Source organism: Streptomyces sp. NPDC024698 (assembly GCF_055559015.1).
This window is the reverse complement of record NZ_JBVHLK010000007.1, coordinates 311,868-329,703: the sequence shown is the minus strand read 5'-3', so window position 1 is coordinate 329,703 and position 17,836 is coordinate 311,868. Positions and strand designations below refer to the sequence as shown.

Below are 17,836 nucleotides of genomic sequence, written 5' to 3'. Positions count from 1 at the left end.
GAATGTCGGCCGCTGCCGATACTCTGAGAACTGATCAAGACGAAGACCTGATCAACAGGTGTGCGGGACACCGAAGTCGGGAAAGCCGCAGGAGCGGGTGCGGCGGCGATGGGGGCGGAAGTGGCGTTCGACGGTTTCGATTTCACTCCTGGGGCGCAGGTGCCGCTCACGGGGTCCGCGGGGCAGACGGCGGCGACCTTCGCCCTCGCCTCGGCGGCGTACCGCGACAGTCCGATGACGGAGATCCTCAAAGCCGACAACGAATGGCACCAGTCCACGGTGAAGGCCGGACGGATCAAGCTGTTCGCGCCGAATCTCGGCGAGGCCTTCGCCGGCGCGGTGACGGCCCGCATGCTGGGCGCGGGCCGCGCCCCGCTCATCCAGTCCTTCGGCACCGAGCCGCAGGCCATCGTGGAGCACTGTCTCGCGGCGACCAACATCCGCCGGGAGCGCGACAATTGGCTGTCGGCCGTCATGGTGCTGTGCGGGCTGCTGTTCCTGCCCGGACTGCTGGTGTGGCTGATGGTCTTCCAGATCCGTACGCAGATCGCCCGGCGGACCGACAAGCGGGGCTCCGCGCTCGGCACCACCCTCCTGCTCGCCGTCGGCGCCCTGGCGGTCCTGTTCCTGATCCGTATGCCGTTCACGGGCTTCTGGGCCTGGTACGCGCGTGCCGCGGTGGTCCTCCCCGTCGTCGGCTGGCTGTGGGCGAAGCAGATCTGCGAGCGCACCGCCAAGGATCTGCGGGAGCGCTGGGCCGGCCTGCTGTCGGGCGGCGGCATCGGCGCCAAGATTCCCGAGGCGGTTCCCGGCAGCCCCGGTGAGACGGCGGCGGAGCAGCTGCGTCAGTCGCTCGCCCGGCTCACCGCGGAGCAGCAGTCCAACTCGGTCTTCTACGCGGGCCCCAAGGGCATACTCGGCATGGGCACCCGCTGGGGCAGCTGGCAGCTCGCCGAGGACCTGGTGCCGCTGGACGCGAAGAAGGAGATCCACCCCTTCCGCAGCTGGGACGTCATCCGCAACATCCATGACCAGCTGCGCATGCTGGAGCGCGGTCCGCTCAACACCGGTGGTTTTCCCGCGCCTTCGATAAAGCACTGGGTCGTCACGCCGATCGGCGAGAAGGCGGCGGCGGTGTCCCGGCCGGGCGGCACGGACGTGGAGGCCTACACGATCAAGTCCCACGCGGTGCAGGACATCTGCAACAAGCAGCAGTTCGGCAGCGGGGACCGGCACTATCTCGGGGTCCAGTGGACGCTCTGGGACGGGCAGTTGATCATCACGATGATGATCACGGTGACCGTGCTGCACCAGACGCTGCGCATCGAGGTGACCGGTCACGCGCTGGGGCCGGTGAACCCACTGTTCACCAGCAAGCCGGAGGCTCCCACCAAGCAGGTCGCGAAGACCGTCAAGTTCTGGGAGACCCGCACGGTGAGCCTGCCGCTGGTCACCGCGGACGAGGTCGTACGGCTCGCGGCGCGGGCGCCCCTCACCTGGTATCCGCCGCTGCTGAACTGGATCGGCGGAAGTCTGGGGCTGCCCGAGCCGTTCGGACTGCGGCACGCCTGGGCCGATCAGCCCTGGCGGCACCGCTTCATGGCGGACGACGCGCTGCGGGCCGCGACGCCGGTACTGCGCGTGGTGCACTCGGCGGCGATCAAGGTCCTGAAGGAGAACGGCGTCGACACGGAGAAGTTCGGCAACCGCTCGGCGTTCCTCAGCACGGCGGTGCAGGACCCGTCGCCGCGCAAGGCCGACGTGTACGACGCGTAGCCGCGCGCCGGGAGGTGTCCCGGGCGGCGGCGGTCACGAGCCCGGAGAACGGGTCCGCGGAAGGGGCGCCCGGTGGGGCGCCCCCGACGCGGCTACGCGGTGGGCCAGGCCTCCGCCAGCATCGTGCGGGTGTCCGCGAGCAGCTGCGGCAGGACCTTGGTGTGGCCGACGACCGGCATGAAGTTGGTGTCGCCGCCCCAGCGGGGCACGATGTGCTGGTGCAGATGCGCGGCGATGCCGGCACCCGCGACCGTTCCCTGGTTCATGCCGATGTTGAAGCCATGGGCGCCGGAGGCGGTGCGCAGGGCGGTCATGGCCTGCTTGGTCAGCTCACCGAGTTCGGCGGTCTCCGGCCCGGTGAGGTCCGTGTAGTCGGCGACGTGCCGGTAGGGCACGACCATCAGATGCCCGCCGTTGTACGGGTACAGGTTGAGCACCGCGTACACGTGCTCCCCGCGCCTGACGATCAGCCCGTCCTCGTCGGACTTGGCCGGTATCGAGCAGAACGGACAACCGTCGTCGGCCCCCGGGCCGGTGGGCTTGTTCTCGCCCTGGATGTAGGCCATCCGGTGGGGCGTCCACAGGCGCTGGAACGCGTCCTGCGTCCCCACTCCGATCTGCTGCTCCGGCTCACTCGTCATGTGTTGCAGCATATTGCTTCGCCCGTTCGCGGCGTGTCGGCGGGTGCCGCACGAAGGAGCCTGCGGCGAAGCTGTGGCCATGGACGACGAGAGCCCGCTGACCCGCTGGGAGCACCGCACCGAGGTACCGCTGGCGATCGGGTCGCTGCTCTTCCTCGCCGCGTACGCGGTCCACGTCCTGGCGCACGATCTGCCCCAGGACGGTCGCGACGTCTGTCTCTCCGTGATCGCGGCCACCTGGGCGGCGTTCCTCACCGACTATCTGGTGCGCTGGCGGCTGAGCGGACAGGGGCCGCGGTTCGTCCGGCGTCATCTGCTGGACACCGTGGTCCTCGTCCTGCCGCTCATGCGGCCGCTGAGGGTCGTCAAGCTCTACGACGCCGTGCAGTACCGCCGCGGGGAGCCCCGTCTCCCGCTGTACGCGCGAGTGATCTTCTACGCGAGCCTCTCGGTCCTGCTGCTCGGCTTCTCGGGCGCGCTCGCCGTCTACCAGGCCGAGTACCGGGCACCGCACGCGACGATCGTCACGTTCGGCGACTCCGTGTGGTGGGCCGCCTCCACACTGGCGACGGTCGGGTACGGGGACGTGACTCCGGTGACGCCGAGGGGGCGGACGATCGCGGTCGCCATGATGGCGTGCGGCCTGGGGCTGCTGGGCGCGGTGACGGGGTCCTTCTCCTCGTGGCTGCTCCAGGTGTTCTCGCGCGAGGGCGACGAGAAGCCCCCGGGAAGCTGAGCTTCCCGGGGGCTTAGGTCGTTGCCCGCCGTTCCGACGGGTCCGCGCGGACCGGTCAGATCTGGGCGCGCTCCTCGACGACCTTCGCGATCTTGGCGACGGCCTCGTCGAGGGGGATGCCGTTCTCCTGGGAGCCGTCGCGGTAGCGGAAGGAGACGGCACCGGCGGCCATGTCCTCGTCGCCCGCGATGACCATGAAGGGCACCTTCTGCTTCTGCGCGTTGCGGATCTTCTTCTGCATCCGGTCCGAGGAGGCGTCGACCTCGACGCGCAGGCCCCGCTTCTTCGCCTCGGTGGCGAACTGGTGCAAGTACTCCACGTGCGCGTCGCCGATCGGGATGCCGATCGCCTGGACGGGCGCCAGCCAGGCCGGGAACGCGCCCGCGTAGTGCTCCAGGAGCACGGCGAAGAACCGCTCGATGGAACCGAAGAGCGCGCGGTGGATCATGACCGGGCGCTGCTTGGAGCCGTCGGGGCCGGTGTACTCCAGCTCGAAGCGCTCGGGCAGGTTGAAGTCGAGCTGCACGGTCGACATCTGCCAGGTGCGGCCGATGGCGTCATTGGCCTGCACGGAGATCTTCGGGCCGTAGAAGGCGGCGCCGCCCGGGTCCGGGACCAGCGGGAGACCCTGCTTCTCGGCGACCTGGCGCAGCGTCTCGGTGGCCTCCTCCCAGATCTCGTCCGAGCCGACGAACTTCTCCGGGTCCTTGGTGGAGAGCTCCAGGTAGAAGTCGGTGAGGCCGTAGTCGCGCAGCAGGTTCAGGACGAAGGTGAGCGTCTTGTCGAGCTCGTCGGCCATCTGCTCCTTGGTGCAGTAGATGTGCGCGTCGTCCTGGGTGAAGCCCCGGGCACGGGTCAGACCGTGCACGACACCCGACTTCTCGTACCGGTACACGGTGCCGAACTCGAAGAGGCGCAGCGGCAGTTCACGGTACGAGCGGCCGCGCGCGTCGAAGATCAGGTTGTGCATCGGGCAGTTCATGGGCTTGAGGTAGTAGTCCACGCCCTCGTCGAGCTGCATGGGCGGGTACATGCCGTCGGCGTACCAGTCCAGGTGGCCCGAGGTCTCGAAGAGCTTCCCCTTGGTGGCGTGCGGGGTGTAGACGAACTCGTAGCCCTCCTCCTCGTGCCGGCGGCGCGAGTAGTCCTCCATGACCCGGCGGATGATGCCGCCCTTGGGGTGGAAGACGGCGAGGCCGGAGCCGATCTGCTCCGGGATGGAGAACAGGTCCAGCTCGTTGCCCAGCTTGCGGTGGTCGCGCTTCTCGGCCTCGGCGAGGAAGTCCAGGTGCGCCTTCAGCTCCTCCTTCGAGGGCCAGGCGGTGCCGTAGATGCGCTGGAGCATGGGGTTCTTCTCGCTGCCGCGCCAGTACGCGGCGGCGTTGCGCATCAGCTTGAAGGCCGGGATGTTGCGGGTGGTGGGCAGGTGGGGACCGCGGCAGAGGTCCTTCCAGCACAGGTCACCGGTCTTGGCGTCGAGGTTGTCGTAGATGGTCAGCTCGCCGCCGCCCACCTCGACGTTCGCGCCGTCGTCCGTGGAGGCGGAGCCCTTGATGCCGATGAGCTCCAGCTTGTACGGCTCGGCCGCGAGCTCCTCGCGGGCGTCCTCGTCGGTGACGACACGGCGGGAGAAGCGCTGCCCGCGCTTCTGGATCTCCTGCATCTTCTTCTCGACGGCCTTGAGGTCCTCGGGCGTGAAGGGCCGCTCGACGTCGAAGTCGTAGTAGAAGCCGTCCTTGACCGGCGGGCCGATGCCCAGCTTGGCCTCGGGGAAGAGCTCCTGCACGGCCTGGGCCATCACGTGCGCGGTGGAGTGGCGCAGGATGCTCAGGCCGTCCTCGGAGGAGATCTCGACGGGCTCGACCTCCTCGCCGTCCTTCACCTCGTACGCGAGGTCCTTCAGCTCGCCGGCCACCCGGGCCGCGATGACGGTGCGCTCGCCGGTGAAGAGGTCGGCGGCCGTAGTGCCCGTCGTCACCACACGCTCGTCCCGCTCGGAATCGCGTTGGATGATCACACGGACGTCTGACACCGGTCTCTCCTGACTGAAGGGGGCCCACACCACATACGGCATGGCGTGGCAATGCCCCGAATCCTACCGAGCCAGGGGTCTCCTCCGCGAAACGGTTGTGGACGGAGCACCCGGGGCCCCGGGACACGCGCACCCCGGTCCCTCCTCCCCCGCGTCTTCCCGGCGCGTTCCCGGCTCCGGTCAGTCCTCGCTGCACGCCTCCTCGAAGAAGTCCAGATTCTCCTGGAGCGACTTCATCAGCCGGTCCCGTTCGGCCTCGTCCACCTGGACGGGCACGACCCCGGTGGCGTCCGTGAGCCTGCGGAAGCCGCCGCGGCTCTCCAGCCGGCCGTGCACCCGGACCGGCAGCCCGACCAGATGGGCCTGCCCCGCTATCCGGTACGCCTCCTCGTCCAGGGTCATCCGCACATGCGGGACCTCGGCGCCCGCGAGGACCCGCAGCCGTACCGTGCCCGCCCCGCGCGGCCCCGACCTGCGCATCCGGACCACGGCGCCCGTGAGCCGCACCGGCACGGACGGCTCCTCGCGCAGATAGCGGGCCCCGGCCTCGCGCAGCACGGCCAGGTCGCCGGGAGAGAACTCGACGGGCTCGGCGGGGTTCGCGCCGCCCTCGGGCACGCCCGCGGCGGGCGACCACTCGACGGTGATCCGGGCGCCCTCGGTGCCCCGGACGAGGGCGACCAGTGCCTCCATGAGTTCATGGCTGACGCCCGCCTCCACGGCGGCGTCGAAGGCGTCCATGCCGCCGGTGGCCCGCTGGTAGTCGATGGCCTCGCGGGCGGCGCACAGTGCCTCGTGCAGACGTACGGCGAGCGGCCGGCCACTGGTGACGGGCACGAACGCGGTGAGGCAGCGGCCTCCCGGTTCGGCGCCCACCAGGACGTTCTCCAGGGAGGCGGCGGCCGCCCTGCGGTGCCGGGCGCCGTAGTAGCCGGCACGCGCGCGTGCCGCGAGCGCGCCGGCGAGCAGCATCTGGCGGGCGGCCCCGCGGGTCTGCTCCTCGACCGTCCAGGGCGCGGCGCCCACCGGGCCGGTCGGCACGTCCCGCCACCAGCGGATCTCGTCGCTGGGCACGGCGAGGGCGACGAGGACGTCACGCGCGGACGGTGAGGCGCTGCGGGAGAGCGCGACGAGGGCCTCGCCGAGGAGGTCGTCGCTGTCGGGGAAGGCCCGGTTCTCCGGCACCAGCAGGCTGGTGCCGCCGCCCCCGGGCCCGGGTGGGGTCCAGCGGCCGTACCGTCCGGCCGCTCCCCCGCGGCGCTGCCAGCCGTGCCGCCGCAGCAGCGCGCCGAGAACGGTCGGGTCCACCTGGTCGAGGGCCGGCGGATCGTTCCAGAAGGCTTCGGCAGGATGCGGCCTGACCGGCCGGAGGGCCTCGTCGATGGGGCGGTGTGTCATGGTCTGCCTCCCGTCCCGACCCGCGTCATGATCTCGCACAGGGCGCGGTCGTCGAAGATCCGGGCCGTCGGGATGCGGACGGTGGTCCGGCGCCGGCCCGTGATGGCGTGTCCGGCGAGATTGATCCAGTAGCAGCAGTGCCGCAGGTCGAGCCGGTCGTGGCTGGCGCGCAGCCAGTCGTCCTGGGATCTGGGCACGAGCATCACGACCAGGATCTTGTGCACCGAGACCGGGGTGCGCGCGAGCTTCGCCAGGTGCTCGTTGTCGAGCGTGAAGGAGAAGGCGGGCCCCGGGGGGTTGGGCGGGATCTGGTACGTGCACTTGAGCTGCACCTTGATGGTGACTTCGTCGTCGACCGTGTGCCCGGGGGCGCTGTGGCTGACGTGCCAGTCGATGCCGTTGTCGGGAAAGGGCTGAGACAGTGAACAGCCCGCGGCCGCCGCGACGGCGTGCAGGTAGCCCACCTGCAAGGTCTCCATGCAGGCGGTGGTGGCGAGTGAGCCGCGATGGGGTGCCGTCCGCTGGGGCAGCAGCCCGCCCCGTTCGGGCTGCGCGAGTGCCATGAGTCCAACAGCCTTCCAGGCGTGATGTATCCCCGCGACGGGTCGCTGAACTGCAAAGACCCGTACCTCTGTTGTCTCCTTCCGGCGTACGGCGCAAACAGCCCGGGTATCACCAAACAGGCAGAAGACGGTGCGTCAGCTGCCGCGGGTGAACGAGGAGTTGTGTACGTATGACGTGCTGGTACGAGGGCCCTTTGGCCGCGTTCGACACGGAGACCACGGGCGTGGACGTCGAGACCGACAGGATCGTGTCGGCCGCCGTCGTGGTCCAGGACGCCCCGGGAGCCCGTCCGCGGGTGACCCGGTGGCTGGTGAACCCGGGAGTGCCGGTGCCCGCGGGGGCGACGGCCGTGCACGGGCTCACGGACGACCATCTTCAGCGCAACGGCCGCTGGCCGTCGCCCGTCATGGAGGAGATAGCCAGGGAACTGAGCGAACAGGCGGCGGCGGGGCGGCCGCTGGTGGTGATGAACGCCCCCTTCGATCTGACGCTGCTGGACCGGGAGTTGCGCAGGCACCGCGCCTCGTCGCTCGACCACTGGTTCGAGTCGGCGTCGCTGCGGGTGCTCGATCCGCGCGTCCTCGACAAGCATCTGGACCGCTACCGCAAGGGCCGGCGCACGCTGACCGATCTGTGCGCGCACTACGAGGTGGAGCTGGAGGGCGCGCACGACGCGGCGGCCGACGCGCTGGCCTCGATGGAGGTCGTCCGTGCGGTGGGGCGCCGGTTCTCGGCCCGTCTTGAGCGTCTGTCGCCGTCCGAGCTGCACACGCTCCAGTCGGTGTGGCACGCGGCCCAGGCGCGCGGACTCCAGGCCTGGTTCGCGCGCAGCGGTTCACCGGAGGCGGTGGATCCGGCGTGGCCGCTGCGCCCCGATCTTCCGGCGGCGGCCTGACCGGGCACGATGCCGGTGCGAACAACGAAAAACCGGTCCGTCGGTGACGGACCGGTCTTCTCCGGGTGGGCGATACTGGGTTCGAACCAGTGACCTCTTCGGTGTGAACGAAGCGCTCTCCCACTGAGCTAATCGCCCGGGAACGGACTGAACAATACAGGTCCCGGCGGGTGGGGTTCAAACCGCTTGGAGACGAGTCCTCAGTCCGCGCTGTCCCGCGCGCATCATCAGGGCGTGGTTGGCGCGGAAGAAGGGGCGTCCCGGCACGGCGAGCCGCCGCAGCAGTGCCGTGGTGACGTGCACTTCCTGGTCGTACCGGGCGCGGGTTCCCGGGCCGGCCGCGGTGAGGGTCCAGCGCGCCCAGCCGTCGAGATCGCCGGACATCCGCATCTCCAGGACACCGGCCCGGGGGTCCTGGCGCGCCGCGCGGGCGGTGATGGTGATGTCGTACGGCAGGACCGAGCGGATCCGGATGACGGCGGTGCGCTCGTCGACGGGGGTCACCTCGCGCACCTGCGGCCACCAGTCCGGGTAGGTCTCGGCTCGCTCCAGGGCGGCGTAGACGTCGGCCGGCCGCGCGGGCAGCTCCCACACGGTACGGAAGCGGTAGTGGGTCCAGTCCATGGGCCGAGTGTGCCCATGACGGCGGGGGGAGCGGAAGTACCGGCCCCGCGGGCACACCGATCTGAGTACGGCGTGAGTACGCGCGCTCATGCCCGGGCCCGTGACCCGGACCACACTCCGCATCATGACCCAGATCCCTTCCCCGGCCGAGGAGTTGCGGCTCCTGGACACCGAGTTGCGGCAACTCGACGCACGCCGGGCCGTCTTGCTGACCCGCCGCGCCTGGCTGCTCCACGCGCTGCGGCCGGTGCCCGCGCGGACCGCGCCCCCGACGACCGCGGCCCGGCGGCCCGAGACCACGGCACCCGGCGTGCAGAACGTGCTCCTGCTCCTCGGCGGCGTCCTGCTGGCCGTCGCCGCCATCGCGTTCACGCTGGTCGGCTGGGGACGTCTGGGGATCACGGGGCGGTCGCTGGTGCTCGGCGCGGTGACACTGGCCGCGCTCGGCGCACCCGTGCCCCTGCTGCGGCGCGGGCTGCGCTCGACGGCCGAGGCGCTGGCGGGGACGGGCCTGGTGCTGACGGTCCTGGACGCCTACGCGCTCTACGCGGTGGCGCTCCCCGGCACGGACGGCGCCGCCTACGCCGCGCTCGCCTCGACGGCGCTGGCCGCGCTGTGGGCGGCGTACGGACTCGCGCTGGGCTCGCCGCTCCGGACGGCCGGCGCCGGTGAGCGGCCTTCGCTCAGGCTGCCGCTGCCCGCCGCCGTGGCCGCCGTCCAACCGCCGCTGATCCTGTGGGCGGTGGCCGTCTCCGCGGGTGCGTACGCCGTCACGGCCGCCCTGCTGGTCACGGCGGCGCTCGACGTGGTCCTCGCCCTGCGCCTGCCCGTGCGGTCCGTCCGTGCCGTCGCGACCGTCGGGGCGTACGGCCTGGGCGGCTGGGGCGCCTTCGCGGCCGGGTGCCTGTCCTGGGCGTCCGCCGGACCGGGCGCCGCCGCACGGGCGGCGGCGCTTCTCCTCCTGGCCGCGTCGATCGCGCTGACGGCTGCGTGGGGCGCTCCGAGGCCGGGCCTGACGACGGCCACCGCGACGGGCCTCGCGACCGCCGGGTCACTCATCGGTGTCGGGGCGATCGGCGGGGTGCTGCGCGTGTCCCTGCCGGGCGAGTGGACGGCCCCTGGCCATCTGGTGTGCGGTATCGCCCTGCTGGCCGTCGCCGGTACGCGTCTTCCCGCCCCGGTGCGCCGCGGGCTCGCCCTGGCCGCGGGCTGCGTGGGGGCCCTGGCGGTGGCGTGGGCCCTGCCCGTGGTCGTGATCTCCCTGCTGGGACCGGTGGGCCGGCTGGGTTCCGTCTGGTCCGGCGCTCCGTCGAACGCGCGGGACGCGGTAACCGGCGCTCTGCCCTGGCCCGGTGATGCGGTCACTGCACCGCTCGTGCTCGCGCTCGTCGCCGCGGCCCTGGTGGTGGCCGTCCGCGCCACCGCGTGGCGCCCGTACGCCCTGGCCTGCGCGCCGACTCTGGCCTGGGCGACGGTGTCGGTTCTCCCGGCGACCCTCGAACTCCCTTACGCGGCCGCCCTGTCCGTGCAGGGACTCACCACGGCGGCCCTGCTCGGGTACGCCCGCAGGAGCGCCTCCCCGCTCCCCGCGCAGGTGCTCGCCCTGCTCACCTCCCTGAGCCTCGCCTTCCTCGCGCTGGCCTCCGAGGGCGCGACCCTGACCGTCCTCGCCGCGTTGACGGTCCTGTTCGCGGTGGCCGCCCCCCGTCCCGGCCCCGGCCCGCTCGCGGCACCCGCGGCCCTCGGATACGCGACCGCCCTCGCCTGCGCCACCGGCGCCTCCCTCGGTCTCCAGCCCCAGCACACCGCGCTGCTCGTGCTGGTCGTGCCCGTCGCCGCCGCGCTGCTCGCCGCACGCGCCGAGGACGGAGCGACGACCCTGTCGATCGAGATCACCGGCGCCCTCGCGGCGCTGTCGGCCATCGCGCTCGCCGCGCCCGAACCTCCGCTGCTGGCCACGGTCCTGGCCCTGTGCGGGCTGATCGCCGCGGGTACGGCCGTACGGGAGGACCGGCGCCCGGTCCGGTACGCGGCCCTCGCCCTGTTCGTCCTGGCCTCCTGGGTGCGCCTGGCTTCCTGGGGCGTCGGCTCCCCCGAGGCGTACACACTGCCGGTGACCGTTCCTGCGCTGCTCCTGGGCGCGTACCGGCGCCGCGCGGACACCTCGGTGTCGTCGTGGACGGCGTACGCGCCGGGCCTGTCCGTGACGCTCGCGCCGAGCCTGCTCATGGCCTGGGGCGAAGGGCAGTGGCAGCGTCCGCTGCTGCTCGGCGCGGCGGCGCTCACCGTCACCCTGCTGGGTGCCCGGCACCGGCTCCAGGCTCCGCTGGTCCTGGGCGGCGCCGCGCTGGTCGCGGACGCCCTGCACGAACTCGCCCCGTACATCGTGCAGATCGTCGGCGCGCTCCCTCGCTGGACGCCTCCCGCGCTCGCCGGACTGCTGCTGCTCGCGCTGGGCGCCACCTATGAGCAGCGGATCCGTGACGCGCGGCGGGTGCGGGAGGTTCTGGGGAGGATGGACTGAGGTGCGGGTGCCATTGGCCCGGGAAGTGCGGGAAGGTGCCGAAGTCCGTGTCGCCCCCGGCCGAATAGCGGACCGAGGAGTTGTCGCCGCCGGAGGCCGGCGCGAAGCCGACCTTCGCACGGGGGCAGGCCTCGGTCCACCGCTCCGTCAGATCGGCAGCACAGAAACCGAGTCCACCCCTGGGGAGGAATGCCGTGCCTTTCCCCCGTCGCGCCTGTCGAGTACGGTGAGGCACTCGTCCCAGGTCCGGCCCCGCCTCGGCCTGCCGTCCGCCCGTCTCGAACACCTTCTCGTCGGCGGTATGTGACACGGTGTCGGATCCGACGGGGAATTCCGAACTGCTTTCCGTAGACCCGGCCGGCGTTCCCCGGTCCGGTGCGGTTTTTCGGGCGCGGATTTCCGGAGCCTATCCGGGACTTGCGGAGGGCCGACATCTCTCGCTTGTCGTACTTCCGCAGAAATCCGACGGCGTTCTCGAATACATACGGCCGATTTCCCTACGCGACCCTGGTCCGAACCTTCTCCCGGAAGGCCGCATAATCCCGGAAGTCCGTCCGCGCCCCGATCTTCGGATACTTCTCGAAGAGCACGACGGACCGGTCGCTCCGGTGCATCCGCCCGCCCGCACTGCACCAGGCGTAACGGATCGTCACGGTCCGGTCTCCGGCACCGCTTCCGCCCTCCGGGCGCCGGAAGCCGCTCGGCGGACGGCCGAAAATGTACTGCCGCGAAGGGGACTGACGGGCTGTCGGAGGGGGTGGGAGGAACGGAGCGTGAGGGCCTGCGCCGGCACCGGGTCGCACCACCTTCGGGGCCGGACCCGATCCGGAGCCCCGGCCCGGCCACACCACCCCTTTCGCCCCCGCAGCCCCCGCCCGACCCGAACCCGGGGCTCCCCCTCGGACTCCCTTCCTCGAACACCGGAGGGGCCGAACTCACCCGGCACTCGGAAGGCGGTCCGGAGGGGCTGAAAATCACGCCCGCGGCCTTGGTGCGCCCGGAGCGTGTTCGCTCCGGCGCGGGTGCCGACGCAACGAAGACGGCCCCGGTCCACGATGTCGTGGGCCGGAGCCGTCTTTCCTGTGTGTGGGCGATACTGGGTTCGAACCAGTGACCTCTTCGGTGTGAACGAAGCGCTCTCCCGCTGAGCTAATCGCCCGGGCGCAGGGAGAACATTACCCCATGTCAGGGGGTGGCCTCGACCACCCGGGACAGCCCGGACGGACCCCGCACCGGCCGCCTCACTGCGCGATGTTCCACGGCATCACGAAGCCGAACTTCCAGAGGTACACCCCCACCAGAACGGCCACGATCACCAGCCCGGCCGTCGTCAGGACGATGTTGCGGCGCCGCACCTCGGGATCGAGCGCCCGCTGCGTCGCCTCCGTGACCTTGCGCTTCGTCCAGCGGAGCACCAGCTGGGCCCAGACGAACTCGGTCGCCCAGATCGCCATGCCACCGAAGATCACCAGCCAGCCGGGCCCCGGCAGCGGAAGCATGATCACTCCCGCGACGACCACGGCGAGCCCGACGACGAAAACGCCCACCTGCCAGCTCACGTGCAGCGCGCGGCGTGCCTTGATGAATTGGGGCGCCCGCGAACCGAGCGCTCGCTCATTGTTCGCACCGTCGCCCGCCGTGGCGACCTCGCCCGCCTCGTCACTCCCCGTATTCATACGACCAAACCCTACCCGAGAGAAACCAGTCACCGGAATGGCCCTATCCGGAGATCATCCCCTCGGCCGGATGAGTTACATAAAGACATGCAAAACCCTCAGAGGGGTTTACAACGGCACCGTAGGTGGCATGTCGATTTCGCCGACGTGCGAATCCCCGAGCGCACACTGAGCGAAAGGCCCTGGCGCTTATGAACACCACGGTCAGCTGCGAGCTGCACCTGCGCCTCGTTGTGTCGAGCGAGTCCTCACTGCCTGTACCCGCAGGACTGCGGTATGACACGGCCGATCCCTATGCCGTGCACGCCACCTTCCACACCGGAGCCGAGGAAACCGTCGAGTGGGTGTTCGCCCGCGACCTCCTCGCCGAGGGCCTGCACCGGCCCACCGGTACCGGCGACGTCCGAGTCTGGCCGTCCCGAAGCCACGGCCAGGGCGTCGTATGCATCGCCCTGAGCTCTCCGGAGGGTGAAGCCCTGCTCGAAGCCCCTGCGAGGGCCCTGGAGTCATTCCTGAAGCGAACGGACGCAGCCGTGCCACCCGGCACGGAACACCGGCACTTCGATCTCGACACGGAGCTCTCACACATCCTGGCCGAGAGCTGACGCGTCACGACAGAGCCGCCCGGCGCCGTCCACTCGGGGAGACGGCTCGGGCTCAGACAACCGCATAGGGAAGCATCGGCGCCGGCGTCGCGGAAGGTTCGCGTCGCCGGCGCCGGCGCGCCTCGAACACGCTCCCGGGGCCGGCTCCGGCTCCTGCGACCCCGCGCCCGTCTCCGCCGCGCCGGGAAGCCACTACCATCGGCCAGCATCGGGCGGGCGCCCTCGCCCGACCCCCAGGCCAGGGAGCGAAACGTGCTGATCACCCACGACACCCGGTGCGCACTCGACGCCGTGGTGGATCTGGTGAACACCGCGCCGGAGGACGGGACGGCGGACGGACTCGCCGATGTGCCGTCACTCGCCGACTTCGTACGAAAGCACGACATCAGCGATGTCGGGGTGCTGTCGGAGCGCGATCTCGCGGCCGTGCACGCCGTTCGCGGCCTGTTCGCCGGGATCTTCGCCGCCGAGGATCCGCGCGTGGCGGCCGCGCTGATCAACGAACTGGTCGCGGCCGCCGGCACGACGCCCCGGCTGACGGACCACGACGGCTATGACTGGCATGTCCACTACTTCGCGCCGGGCGCCTCGGTCGCCGACCATCTCGCGGCCGACTGCGGGATGGCGCTGGCGTTCTTCGTGGTCGCCGGGGAACAGGACCGGCTGCGGCGCTGCGAGGCCCCGGACTGCCGACGCGCCTTCGTGGATCTCTCCCGCAACCGCTCCCGCCGCTACTGCGACAGCCGCACCTGCGGGAACCGGCTCCACGTGGCCGCCTACCGTGCCCGCCGCAAGGAAGCCGCGGGCTAGGGCCGGCCCGGCGGTTCCTGCTCGGTGACACCCGCCCGTGCCGAGACGCCGGACGGGCCCCGGCGGGCCGTACGCACGGCCGGGCTGACGGAGCCCTCGGCGGGTGGCGCCAGGGGCTCCGTGTACAGCTCAGAGCAGCAGCAGGTCGTGCAGCGAAGCCATGAGCAGCAGACAGCCGATCACCGCAAGGAAGATCATCAGCGGCGGCTGGGAGAGCGCGAAGAGACAACCGCGCCGCTCCTCGGGGGGAACAGCGGTGTCGCTCGTTGTTGTGTCCAGCATCTCGCGGGCGATGATGACGCAGAGGGCACGCACTCCGCGATCAACACGCCCGGAATATACGGGAGTTCGCTGGAAGATGTGACGGCGGCGCCAGAACGTGAACGCTTCCACGCGTTCCCTGTGTCACGTATGTGATCTTGTGTCGCTTCCGCCGGTCAGATGCCGTGCTTCTTCAGGATCGCCTCGATGTCGCTGAAGTCGTCCCCGGAACCCGTGGCCCGGGGTGCCGCCGCGGGCCGGGTGGCGACGCCGGAGCCCTGGCCGAGCGACGGGGCCGAGGCCGTGGGTGCCTCCGCCTCGCGTCGGGAGGCGGCCTTCGCCGCTCTGCGTTCCTTCCGGGTCCCGCCGCCGCGCCGCTCCACGGCACGGGTGATCATGAACAGGGCCCAGGCGCCGCCGAGCACGATGAAGCCGGCCCACGCGGTGGGACTGAAGGCGGTGTCGGCCAGCCAGCCGACGACCCCGGTCATGACCAGGCCGATCGGCACCAGGGAGTAGGCGGCGATCCGGGCGGCCGCCAGGTAACGCTTGCGGTACGCCGTCACCGCGGCGATGCCGAGGCCGGCGACGGAGACGGCGGAGCAGACGGTCTCTGCGATCATTCCGGTCCTCCAGGCAGGGCTCGGGGCGACAGGGTTCCTCGTCCCTTCCATCCTGCACCGCCCGGTGCCCGGTATGCCACGGTCCGGGCAGACCTCAGGGAGATCTCCGGGTCGCCGTCCTCCTCAGGTCCCGGCGTCACCACCCCCAGGTCCCGGTGCCACCGGGCCCCCGCCGGACTGGGAGACTGGACCCATGAGCGACTCCCCCGATTCCTCCGGCTCCCCCGCCCCGCGCCCGGCCCCCGTCCTCCTGGACGTCTGGTGCGATCTCCAGTGCCCCGACTGCCGAGACGCGCTCGCCGACCTCGGCGCGCTGCGCGCCCGCTACGGCGACCGCCTGGAGCTGCGGCTGCGGCACTTCCCGCTGGAGACGAACAAGCACGCCTTCGCCGCGGCGCAGGCCGCCGAGGAAGCCGCCGAGCAGGGTGCCGCCTGGCCGTACATCGAGGCCGTACTCGGTCGCGTCGAGGAGCTGAACCGCGCCGGCGAGGCCTTCCTGGTCGAGGTCGCCCGGGAACTCGGCCTGGACGCCGAGGAGTTCGACACGGCCCTGATCGACGGGCGGCACATCCTGATCGTCGACGCGGACCAGGCCGAGGGCAAGGCGATCGGCGTCACCGGCACCCCGACGTACGTCATCGACGGGGAGCGTCTGGACGGCGGCAAGAGCCAGGAGGGTCTGCGCGAGCGGATCGAGGAGATCACCGACCGGCTGCTCGCCGAACAGGGCTGACACGCCGCCTCCACGCCGGCCGGTTCCACGTCGGCCGGCACCCTCGGGCGAAGCGCCCCGGCCGGCGAAGCAGCACGCCCCGAGCGACGCCCCGGCCGCGGCCACGCCCGCAGCCGACGTCCCGGCCGCGACGGCGTGATCCCCGCTACAGCAGCGTCTTGTAAAGGTGGTACTCCGTCGTCCCGTAGCCGAGTGACGCGTAGAGCCGCTCGGCCGGGGTGTTCCCGGCGAAGACGTTGAGGGCGATGCGGTCCAGTCCGGCGGCCCTCGCGCGGGCCTCGGCGAGCAGCATGAGCGTCCGGCCGTGTCCGTGCCCGCGCCGGTCGGCGCGGACCGCCACGTCGTAGACGAAGGCGTGTCCGCTCCGGCGCCCCAGCCAGAGATCGCCGACGGGGACGCCCTCGTGCTCCAGGACGATCAGCCAGGTGTCCGGCGTGGCCGGCCCCTGCGGCAGCGCGCCGCCGAAGTCACGGTCGGCCTTGGCGAGCGCCTCGGCCTCCGGCACGCCGCGCCGGATCCAGTCCCCGGCGTAGTTCCGCCTGCCCTCCCGGTCCCACACCTCGTACTCGTCCTGCCTCATGGGGCGGTCGGCGCTGCCTGGAGGAAGGACGGCCGCGGGGCCGTCGAGCGCCTTGTCCATGAGGCGGTTGCGCAGGACGTAACCGAGCGCCCCGGTGAGTTCCAGGGCGGCGGCGCCGTCTCCGGGAACGGTCACCTCGATCTGCCGGCAGCCCCAGCTGCGGGCGACCTCCTCCGCCGCCAGCGCGGCGACCGTGCCGCGCCCGCGTCCCCGGTCCGGCTCGTCGATGCCCAGCTCACGGATCCGGGCGGCGGGCGGTCCCGCGCCGGGTTCGGTGGCGAGATGGACCCGGCCGACGGGACGGCTGTTCACGCACACCTGGTAGCGGCGCGAGAGGGTCCCGTCGGCGGCGCGATGAAGCGGCTCGGTCGGCCGCAGGGTCGTGGTCATCACGGGTGTTGTACCCGCTGACGCGCCCGTCGTCAGCCGAATTACCCGGCGATCGGGGCCCGGTGGCCACCCGGCCGGGTGAACTCCCGGGCCCTTGGACGTCCGGGCCGGTCAGGGATCGAGGTCGTCCCCGGCCCGGTCCTCGAAGACGCGCATCGCCTTGGCGGTCACCGGGCCCGGCGCGCCCGGCAGTTCACGGGCGTCGACCCGGTGCACGGCCTGCACGTCGCGCAGCGTCGAGGTCAGGAAGATCTCGTCGGCGCGCTCCAGGACGTCCAGCGGGAGGTCCGTCTCCCTGGCGCCGGTCCATTCGACGGTGAGGGCACGGGTGATGCCGGCGAGACAGCCGGAGGCGACGGGCGGGGTGTGGATCTCGCCGTCGAGGACGACGAAGACGTTCGACCCGGTGCCCTCGCAGAGTTGGCCCACCGTGTTGGCGAACAGCGCCTCGGACGCGCCGTGTTCACGCGCGCGGGCCAGGGCGACGACGTTCTCCGCGTACGAGGTGGTCTTCAGGCCGGTCAGCGCGCCGCGCTCGTTGCGGGTCCAGGGAACGGTGACGACGGCCGTGGAGTCGGGGCGCGGGGCCGAGCCGCCGAGCGCGACGACGAGGGTCGGACCGTGCTCCCCGCGGTCGGAGCCGAGCGGGCCGTGACCGCCGGTGTAGGTGATGCGGAGCCGGCCGAGCGGCATCGGATTGGCGTCGAGGACGGCGGCGCAGGCCTGGCGCACCTCGTCGGCGTCGGGCTCGGGCAGACCGAGGCCGCGGGCCGAGCGGGCCAGCCGGTCGAGGTGGCGGGTCAGCGCGAAGGGCCGGCCGTCGACCGCCTTGACGGTCTCGAAGATGCCGTCACCCACGGTCAGTCCGTGGTCGAAGACGGAGACACGGGCGGCCTCGATGTCCTGGAGCCCGCCGTCGAGCCAAAGCTTCACTGGTCCTACCTCGCATGTGAGTGTGCCGGACGCGT

17 protein-coding genes and 2 tRNA genes are annotated in these 17,836 nt (G+C 71.7%); 7 read left to right on the top strand and 12 right to left on the bottom strand.

The window, feature by feature from the left end; genetic code table 11:
* The first annotated feature begins 108 nt into the window (after window positions 1-108).
* On the top strand, window positions 109-1,776 hold the full coding sequence (locus tag ACZ4AA_RS19515; protein WP_467603205.1) for a hypothetical protein: 1,668 nt from the start codon (window positions 109-111) through the stop codon (window positions 1,774-1,776).
* Window positions 1,777-1,868: 92 nt separating this feature from the next.
* On the opposite strand, the gene ACZ4AA_RS19510 is transcribed toward ACZ4AA_RS19515, so the two are convergent.
* Entirely contained in the window at window positions 1,869-2,429 is a 561-nt protein-coding gene (locus tag ACZ4AA_RS19510; protein ID WP_467603203.1) for an HIT family protein, read from the bottom strand.
* A gap of 67 nt (window positions 2,430-2,496) precedes the next feature.
* Here ACZ4AA_RS19510 and ACZ4AA_RS19505 point away from each other — a divergent pair, with 67 nt between their 5' ends.
* Window positions 2,497-3,153: a potassium channel family protein gene (locus tag ACZ4AA_RS19505; protein WP_467603200.1), complete on the top strand. Its 657-nt coding sequence runs from the start codon at window positions 2,497-2,499 to the stop codon at window positions 3,151-3,153.
* Between the two features lie 55 nt (window positions 3,154-3,208).
* Here ACZ4AA_RS19505 and thrS read toward each other — a convergent pair whose 3' ends face one another.
* The 3 genes from thrS to ACZ4AA_RS19490 form a co-directional block, all read right to left on the bottom strand.
* Window positions 3,209-5,185, bottom strand: coding sequence for a threonine--tRNA ligase (gene thrS / locus ACZ4AA_RS19500; protein ID WP_467603197.1), 1,977 nt, complete (start codon window positions 5,183-5,185; stop codon window positions 3,209-3,211).
* 180 nt (window positions 5,186-5,365) lie between these two features.
* On the bottom strand, window positions 5,366-6,583 hold the full coding sequence (locus ACZ4AA_RS19495) for a hypothetical protein (protein ID WP_467603194.1): 1,218 nt from the start codon (window positions 6,581-6,583) through the stop codon (window positions 5,366-5,368).
* Window positions 6,580-7,146: a DUF4365 domain-containing protein gene (locus ACZ4AA_RS19490; RefSeq protein WP_037621207.1), complete on the bottom strand. Its 567-nt coding sequence runs from the start codon at window positions 7,144-7,146 to the stop codon at window positions 6,580-6,582. Before ACZ4AA_RS19490 ends, ACZ4AA_RS19495 begins: the two co-directional genes overlap by 4 nt.
* Before the next feature lie 170 nt (window positions 7,147-7,316).
* On the opposite strand from ACZ4AA_RS19490, the gene ACZ4AA_RS19485 reads away from it, so the two are divergent.
* Window positions 7,317-8,042, top strand: coding sequence for an exonuclease domain-containing protein (locus ACZ4AA_RS19485; protein ID WP_467603187.1), 726 nt, complete (start codon window positions 7,317-7,319; stop codon window positions 8,040-8,042).
* Between the two features lie 66 nt (window positions 8,043-8,108).
* On the opposite strand, the gene ACZ4AA_RS19480 is transcribed toward ACZ4AA_RS19485, so the two are convergent.
* A tRNA-Val gene (locus ACZ4AA_RS19480) sits at window positions 8,109-8,180 on the bottom strand.
* A gap of 39 nt (window positions 8,181-8,219) precedes the next feature.
* The gene (locus ACZ4AA_RS19475; protein WP_467603181.1) at window positions 8,220-8,666 is read right to left on the bottom strand and encodes an SRPBCC family protein; all 447 of its coding nucleotides are present in this window, start codon (window positions 8,664-8,666) and stop codon (window positions 8,220-8,222) included.
* A 124-nt stretch (window positions 8,667-8,790) separates the two neighbouring features.
* On the opposite strand from ACZ4AA_RS19475, the gene ACZ4AA_RS19470 reads away from it, so the two are divergent.
* Window positions 8,791-11,190 carry an SCO7613 C-terminal domain-containing membrane protein gene (locus ACZ4AA_RS19470; RefSeq protein WP_467603178.1) on the top strand — a complete coding sequence of 800 codons (2,400 nt, stop codon included), beginning with the start codon at window positions 8,791-8,793 and terminating at the stop codon, window positions 11,188-11,190.
* Window positions 11,191-12,277: 1,087 nt separating this feature from the next.
* Here ACZ4AA_RS19470 and ACZ4AA_RS19465 read toward each other — a convergent pair.
* Both ACZ4AA_RS19465 and ACZ4AA_RS19460 read right to left on the bottom strand, forming a co-directional pair.
* Window positions 12,278-12,349 (bottom strand) — tRNA-Val (locus ACZ4AA_RS19465).
* Between the two features lie 82 nt (window positions 12,350-12,431).
* Window positions 12,432-12,866: a TIGR02611 family protein gene (locus ACZ4AA_RS19460; protein WP_467603175.1), complete on the bottom strand. Its 435-nt coding sequence runs from the start codon at window positions 12,864-12,866 to the stop codon at window positions 12,432-12,434.
* Window positions 12,867-13,057: 191 nt separating this feature from the next.
* On the opposite strand from ACZ4AA_RS19460, the gene ACZ4AA_RS19455 reads away from it, so the two are divergent.
* Entirely contained in the window at window positions 13,058-13,471 is a 414-nt protein-coding gene (locus ACZ4AA_RS19455; protein ID WP_003959770.1) for an SsgA family sporulation/cell division regulator, read from the top strand.
* 252 nt (window positions 13,472-13,723) lie between these two features.
* The gene (locus ACZ4AA_RS19450) at window positions 13,724-14,281 is read left to right on the top strand and encodes a CGNR zinc finger domain-containing protein (RefSeq protein WP_467603172.1); all 558 of its coding nucleotides are present in this window, start codon (window positions 13,724-13,726) and stop codon (window positions 14,279-14,281) included.
* Between the two features lie 129 nt (window positions 14,282-14,410).
* Here the strand turns inward: ACZ4AA_RS19450 and ACZ4AA_RS19445 are convergent, their stop codons facing one another.
* Both ACZ4AA_RS19445 and ACZ4AA_RS19440 read right to left on the bottom strand, forming a co-directional pair.
* Window positions 14,411-14,563 (bottom strand): hypothetical protein, encoded by a 153-nt coding sequence (locus ACZ4AA_RS19445; RefSeq protein WP_467603168.1) that lies wholly within the window; start codon window positions 14,561-14,563, stop codon window positions 14,411-14,413.
* A gap of 155 nt (window positions 14,564-14,718) precedes the next feature.
* Window positions 14,719-15,165, bottom strand: a complete 447-nt coding sequence (locus tag ACZ4AA_RS19440; RefSeq protein ID WP_467603164.1) for a hypothetical protein — start codon at window positions 15,163-15,165, stop codon at window positions 14,719-14,721.
* 193 nt (window positions 15,166-15,358) lie between these two features.
* Between ACZ4AA_RS19440 and ACZ4AA_RS19435 the strand changes: the two genes are divergently transcribed.
* Window positions 15,359-15,898 (top strand): DsbA family protein, encoded by a 540-nt coding sequence (locus tag ACZ4AA_RS19435; RefSeq protein ID WP_467603160.1) that lies wholly within the window; start codon window positions 15,359-15,361, stop codon window positions 15,896-15,898.
* A 145-nt stretch (window positions 15,899-16,043) separates the two neighbouring features.
* Here ACZ4AA_RS19435 and ACZ4AA_RS19430 read toward each other — a convergent pair whose 3' ends face one another.
* Entirely contained in the window at window positions 16,044-16,868 is an 825-nt protein-coding gene (locus tag ACZ4AA_RS19430; protein ID WP_467603156.1) for a GNAT family N-acetyltransferase, read from the bottom strand.
* Window positions 16,869-16,979: 111 nt separating this feature from the next.
* Entirely contained in the window at window positions 16,980-17,801 is an 822-nt protein-coding gene (locus ACZ4AA_RS19425; RefSeq protein ID WP_467603152.1) for an aminotransferase class IV, read from the bottom strand.
* Window positions 17,802-17,836 lie beyond the last annotated feature (35 nt).

Coding starts and splice junctions, on each gene's coding strand:
- ACZ4AA_RS19430 (WP_467603156.1), bottom strand. CDS start 16,868: ATGACCACGACCCTGCGGCCGACCGAGCCGCTTCATCGCGCCGCCGAC.
- ACZ4AA_RS19505 (WP_467603200.1), top strand. CDS start 2,497: ATGGACGACGAGAGCCCGCTGACCCGCTGGGAGCACCGCACCGAGGTA.
- ACZ4AA_RS19435 (WP_467603160.1), top strand. CDS start 15,359: ATGAGCGACTCCCCCGATTCCTCCGGCTCCCCCGCCCCGCGCCCGGCC.
- ACZ4AA_RS19510 (WP_467603203.1), bottom strand. CDS start 2,429: ATGCTGCAACACATGACGAGTGAGCCGGAGCAGCAGATCGGAGTGGGG.
- ACZ4AA_RS19440 (WP_467603164.1), bottom strand. CDS start 15,165: ATGATCGCAGAGACCGTCTGCTCCGCCGTCTCCGTCGCCGGCCTCGGC.
- ACZ4AA_RS19455 (WP_003959770.1), top strand. CDS start 13,058: ATGAACACCACGGTCAGCTGCGAGCTGCACCTGCGCCTCGTTGTGTCG.
- ACZ4AA_RS19445 (WP_467603168.1), bottom strand. CDS start 14,563: ATGCTGGACACAACAACGAGCGACACCGCTGTTCCCCCCGAGGAGCGG.
- ACZ4AA_RS19495 (WP_467603194.1), bottom strand. CDS start 6,583: ATGACACACCGCCCCATCGACGAGGCCCTCCGGCCGGTCAGGCCGCAT.
- ACZ4AA_RS19475 (WP_467603181.1), bottom strand. CDS start 8,666: ATGGACTGGACCCACTACCGCTTCCGTACCGTGTGGGAGCTGCCCGCG.
- ACZ4AA_RS19490 (WP_037621207.1), bottom strand. CDS start 7,146: ATGGCACTCGCGCAGCCCGAACGGGGCGGGCTGCTGCCCCAGCGGACG.
- ACZ4AA_RS19485 (WP_467603187.1), top strand. CDS start 7,317: ATGACGTGCTGGTACGAGGGCCCTTTGGCCGCGTTCGACACGGAGACC.
- ACZ4AA_RS19460 (WP_467603175.1), bottom strand. CDS start 12,866: ATGAATACGGGGAGTGACGAGGCGGGCGAGGTCGCCACGGCGGGCGAC.
- ACZ4AA_RS19515 (WP_467603205.1), top strand. CDS start 109: ATGGGGGCGGAAGTGGCGTTCGACGGTTTCGATTTCACTCCTGGGGCG.
- ACZ4AA_RS19470 (WP_467603178.1), top strand. CDS start 8,791: ATGACCCAGATCCCTTCCCCGGCCGAGGAGTTGCGGCTCCTGGACACC.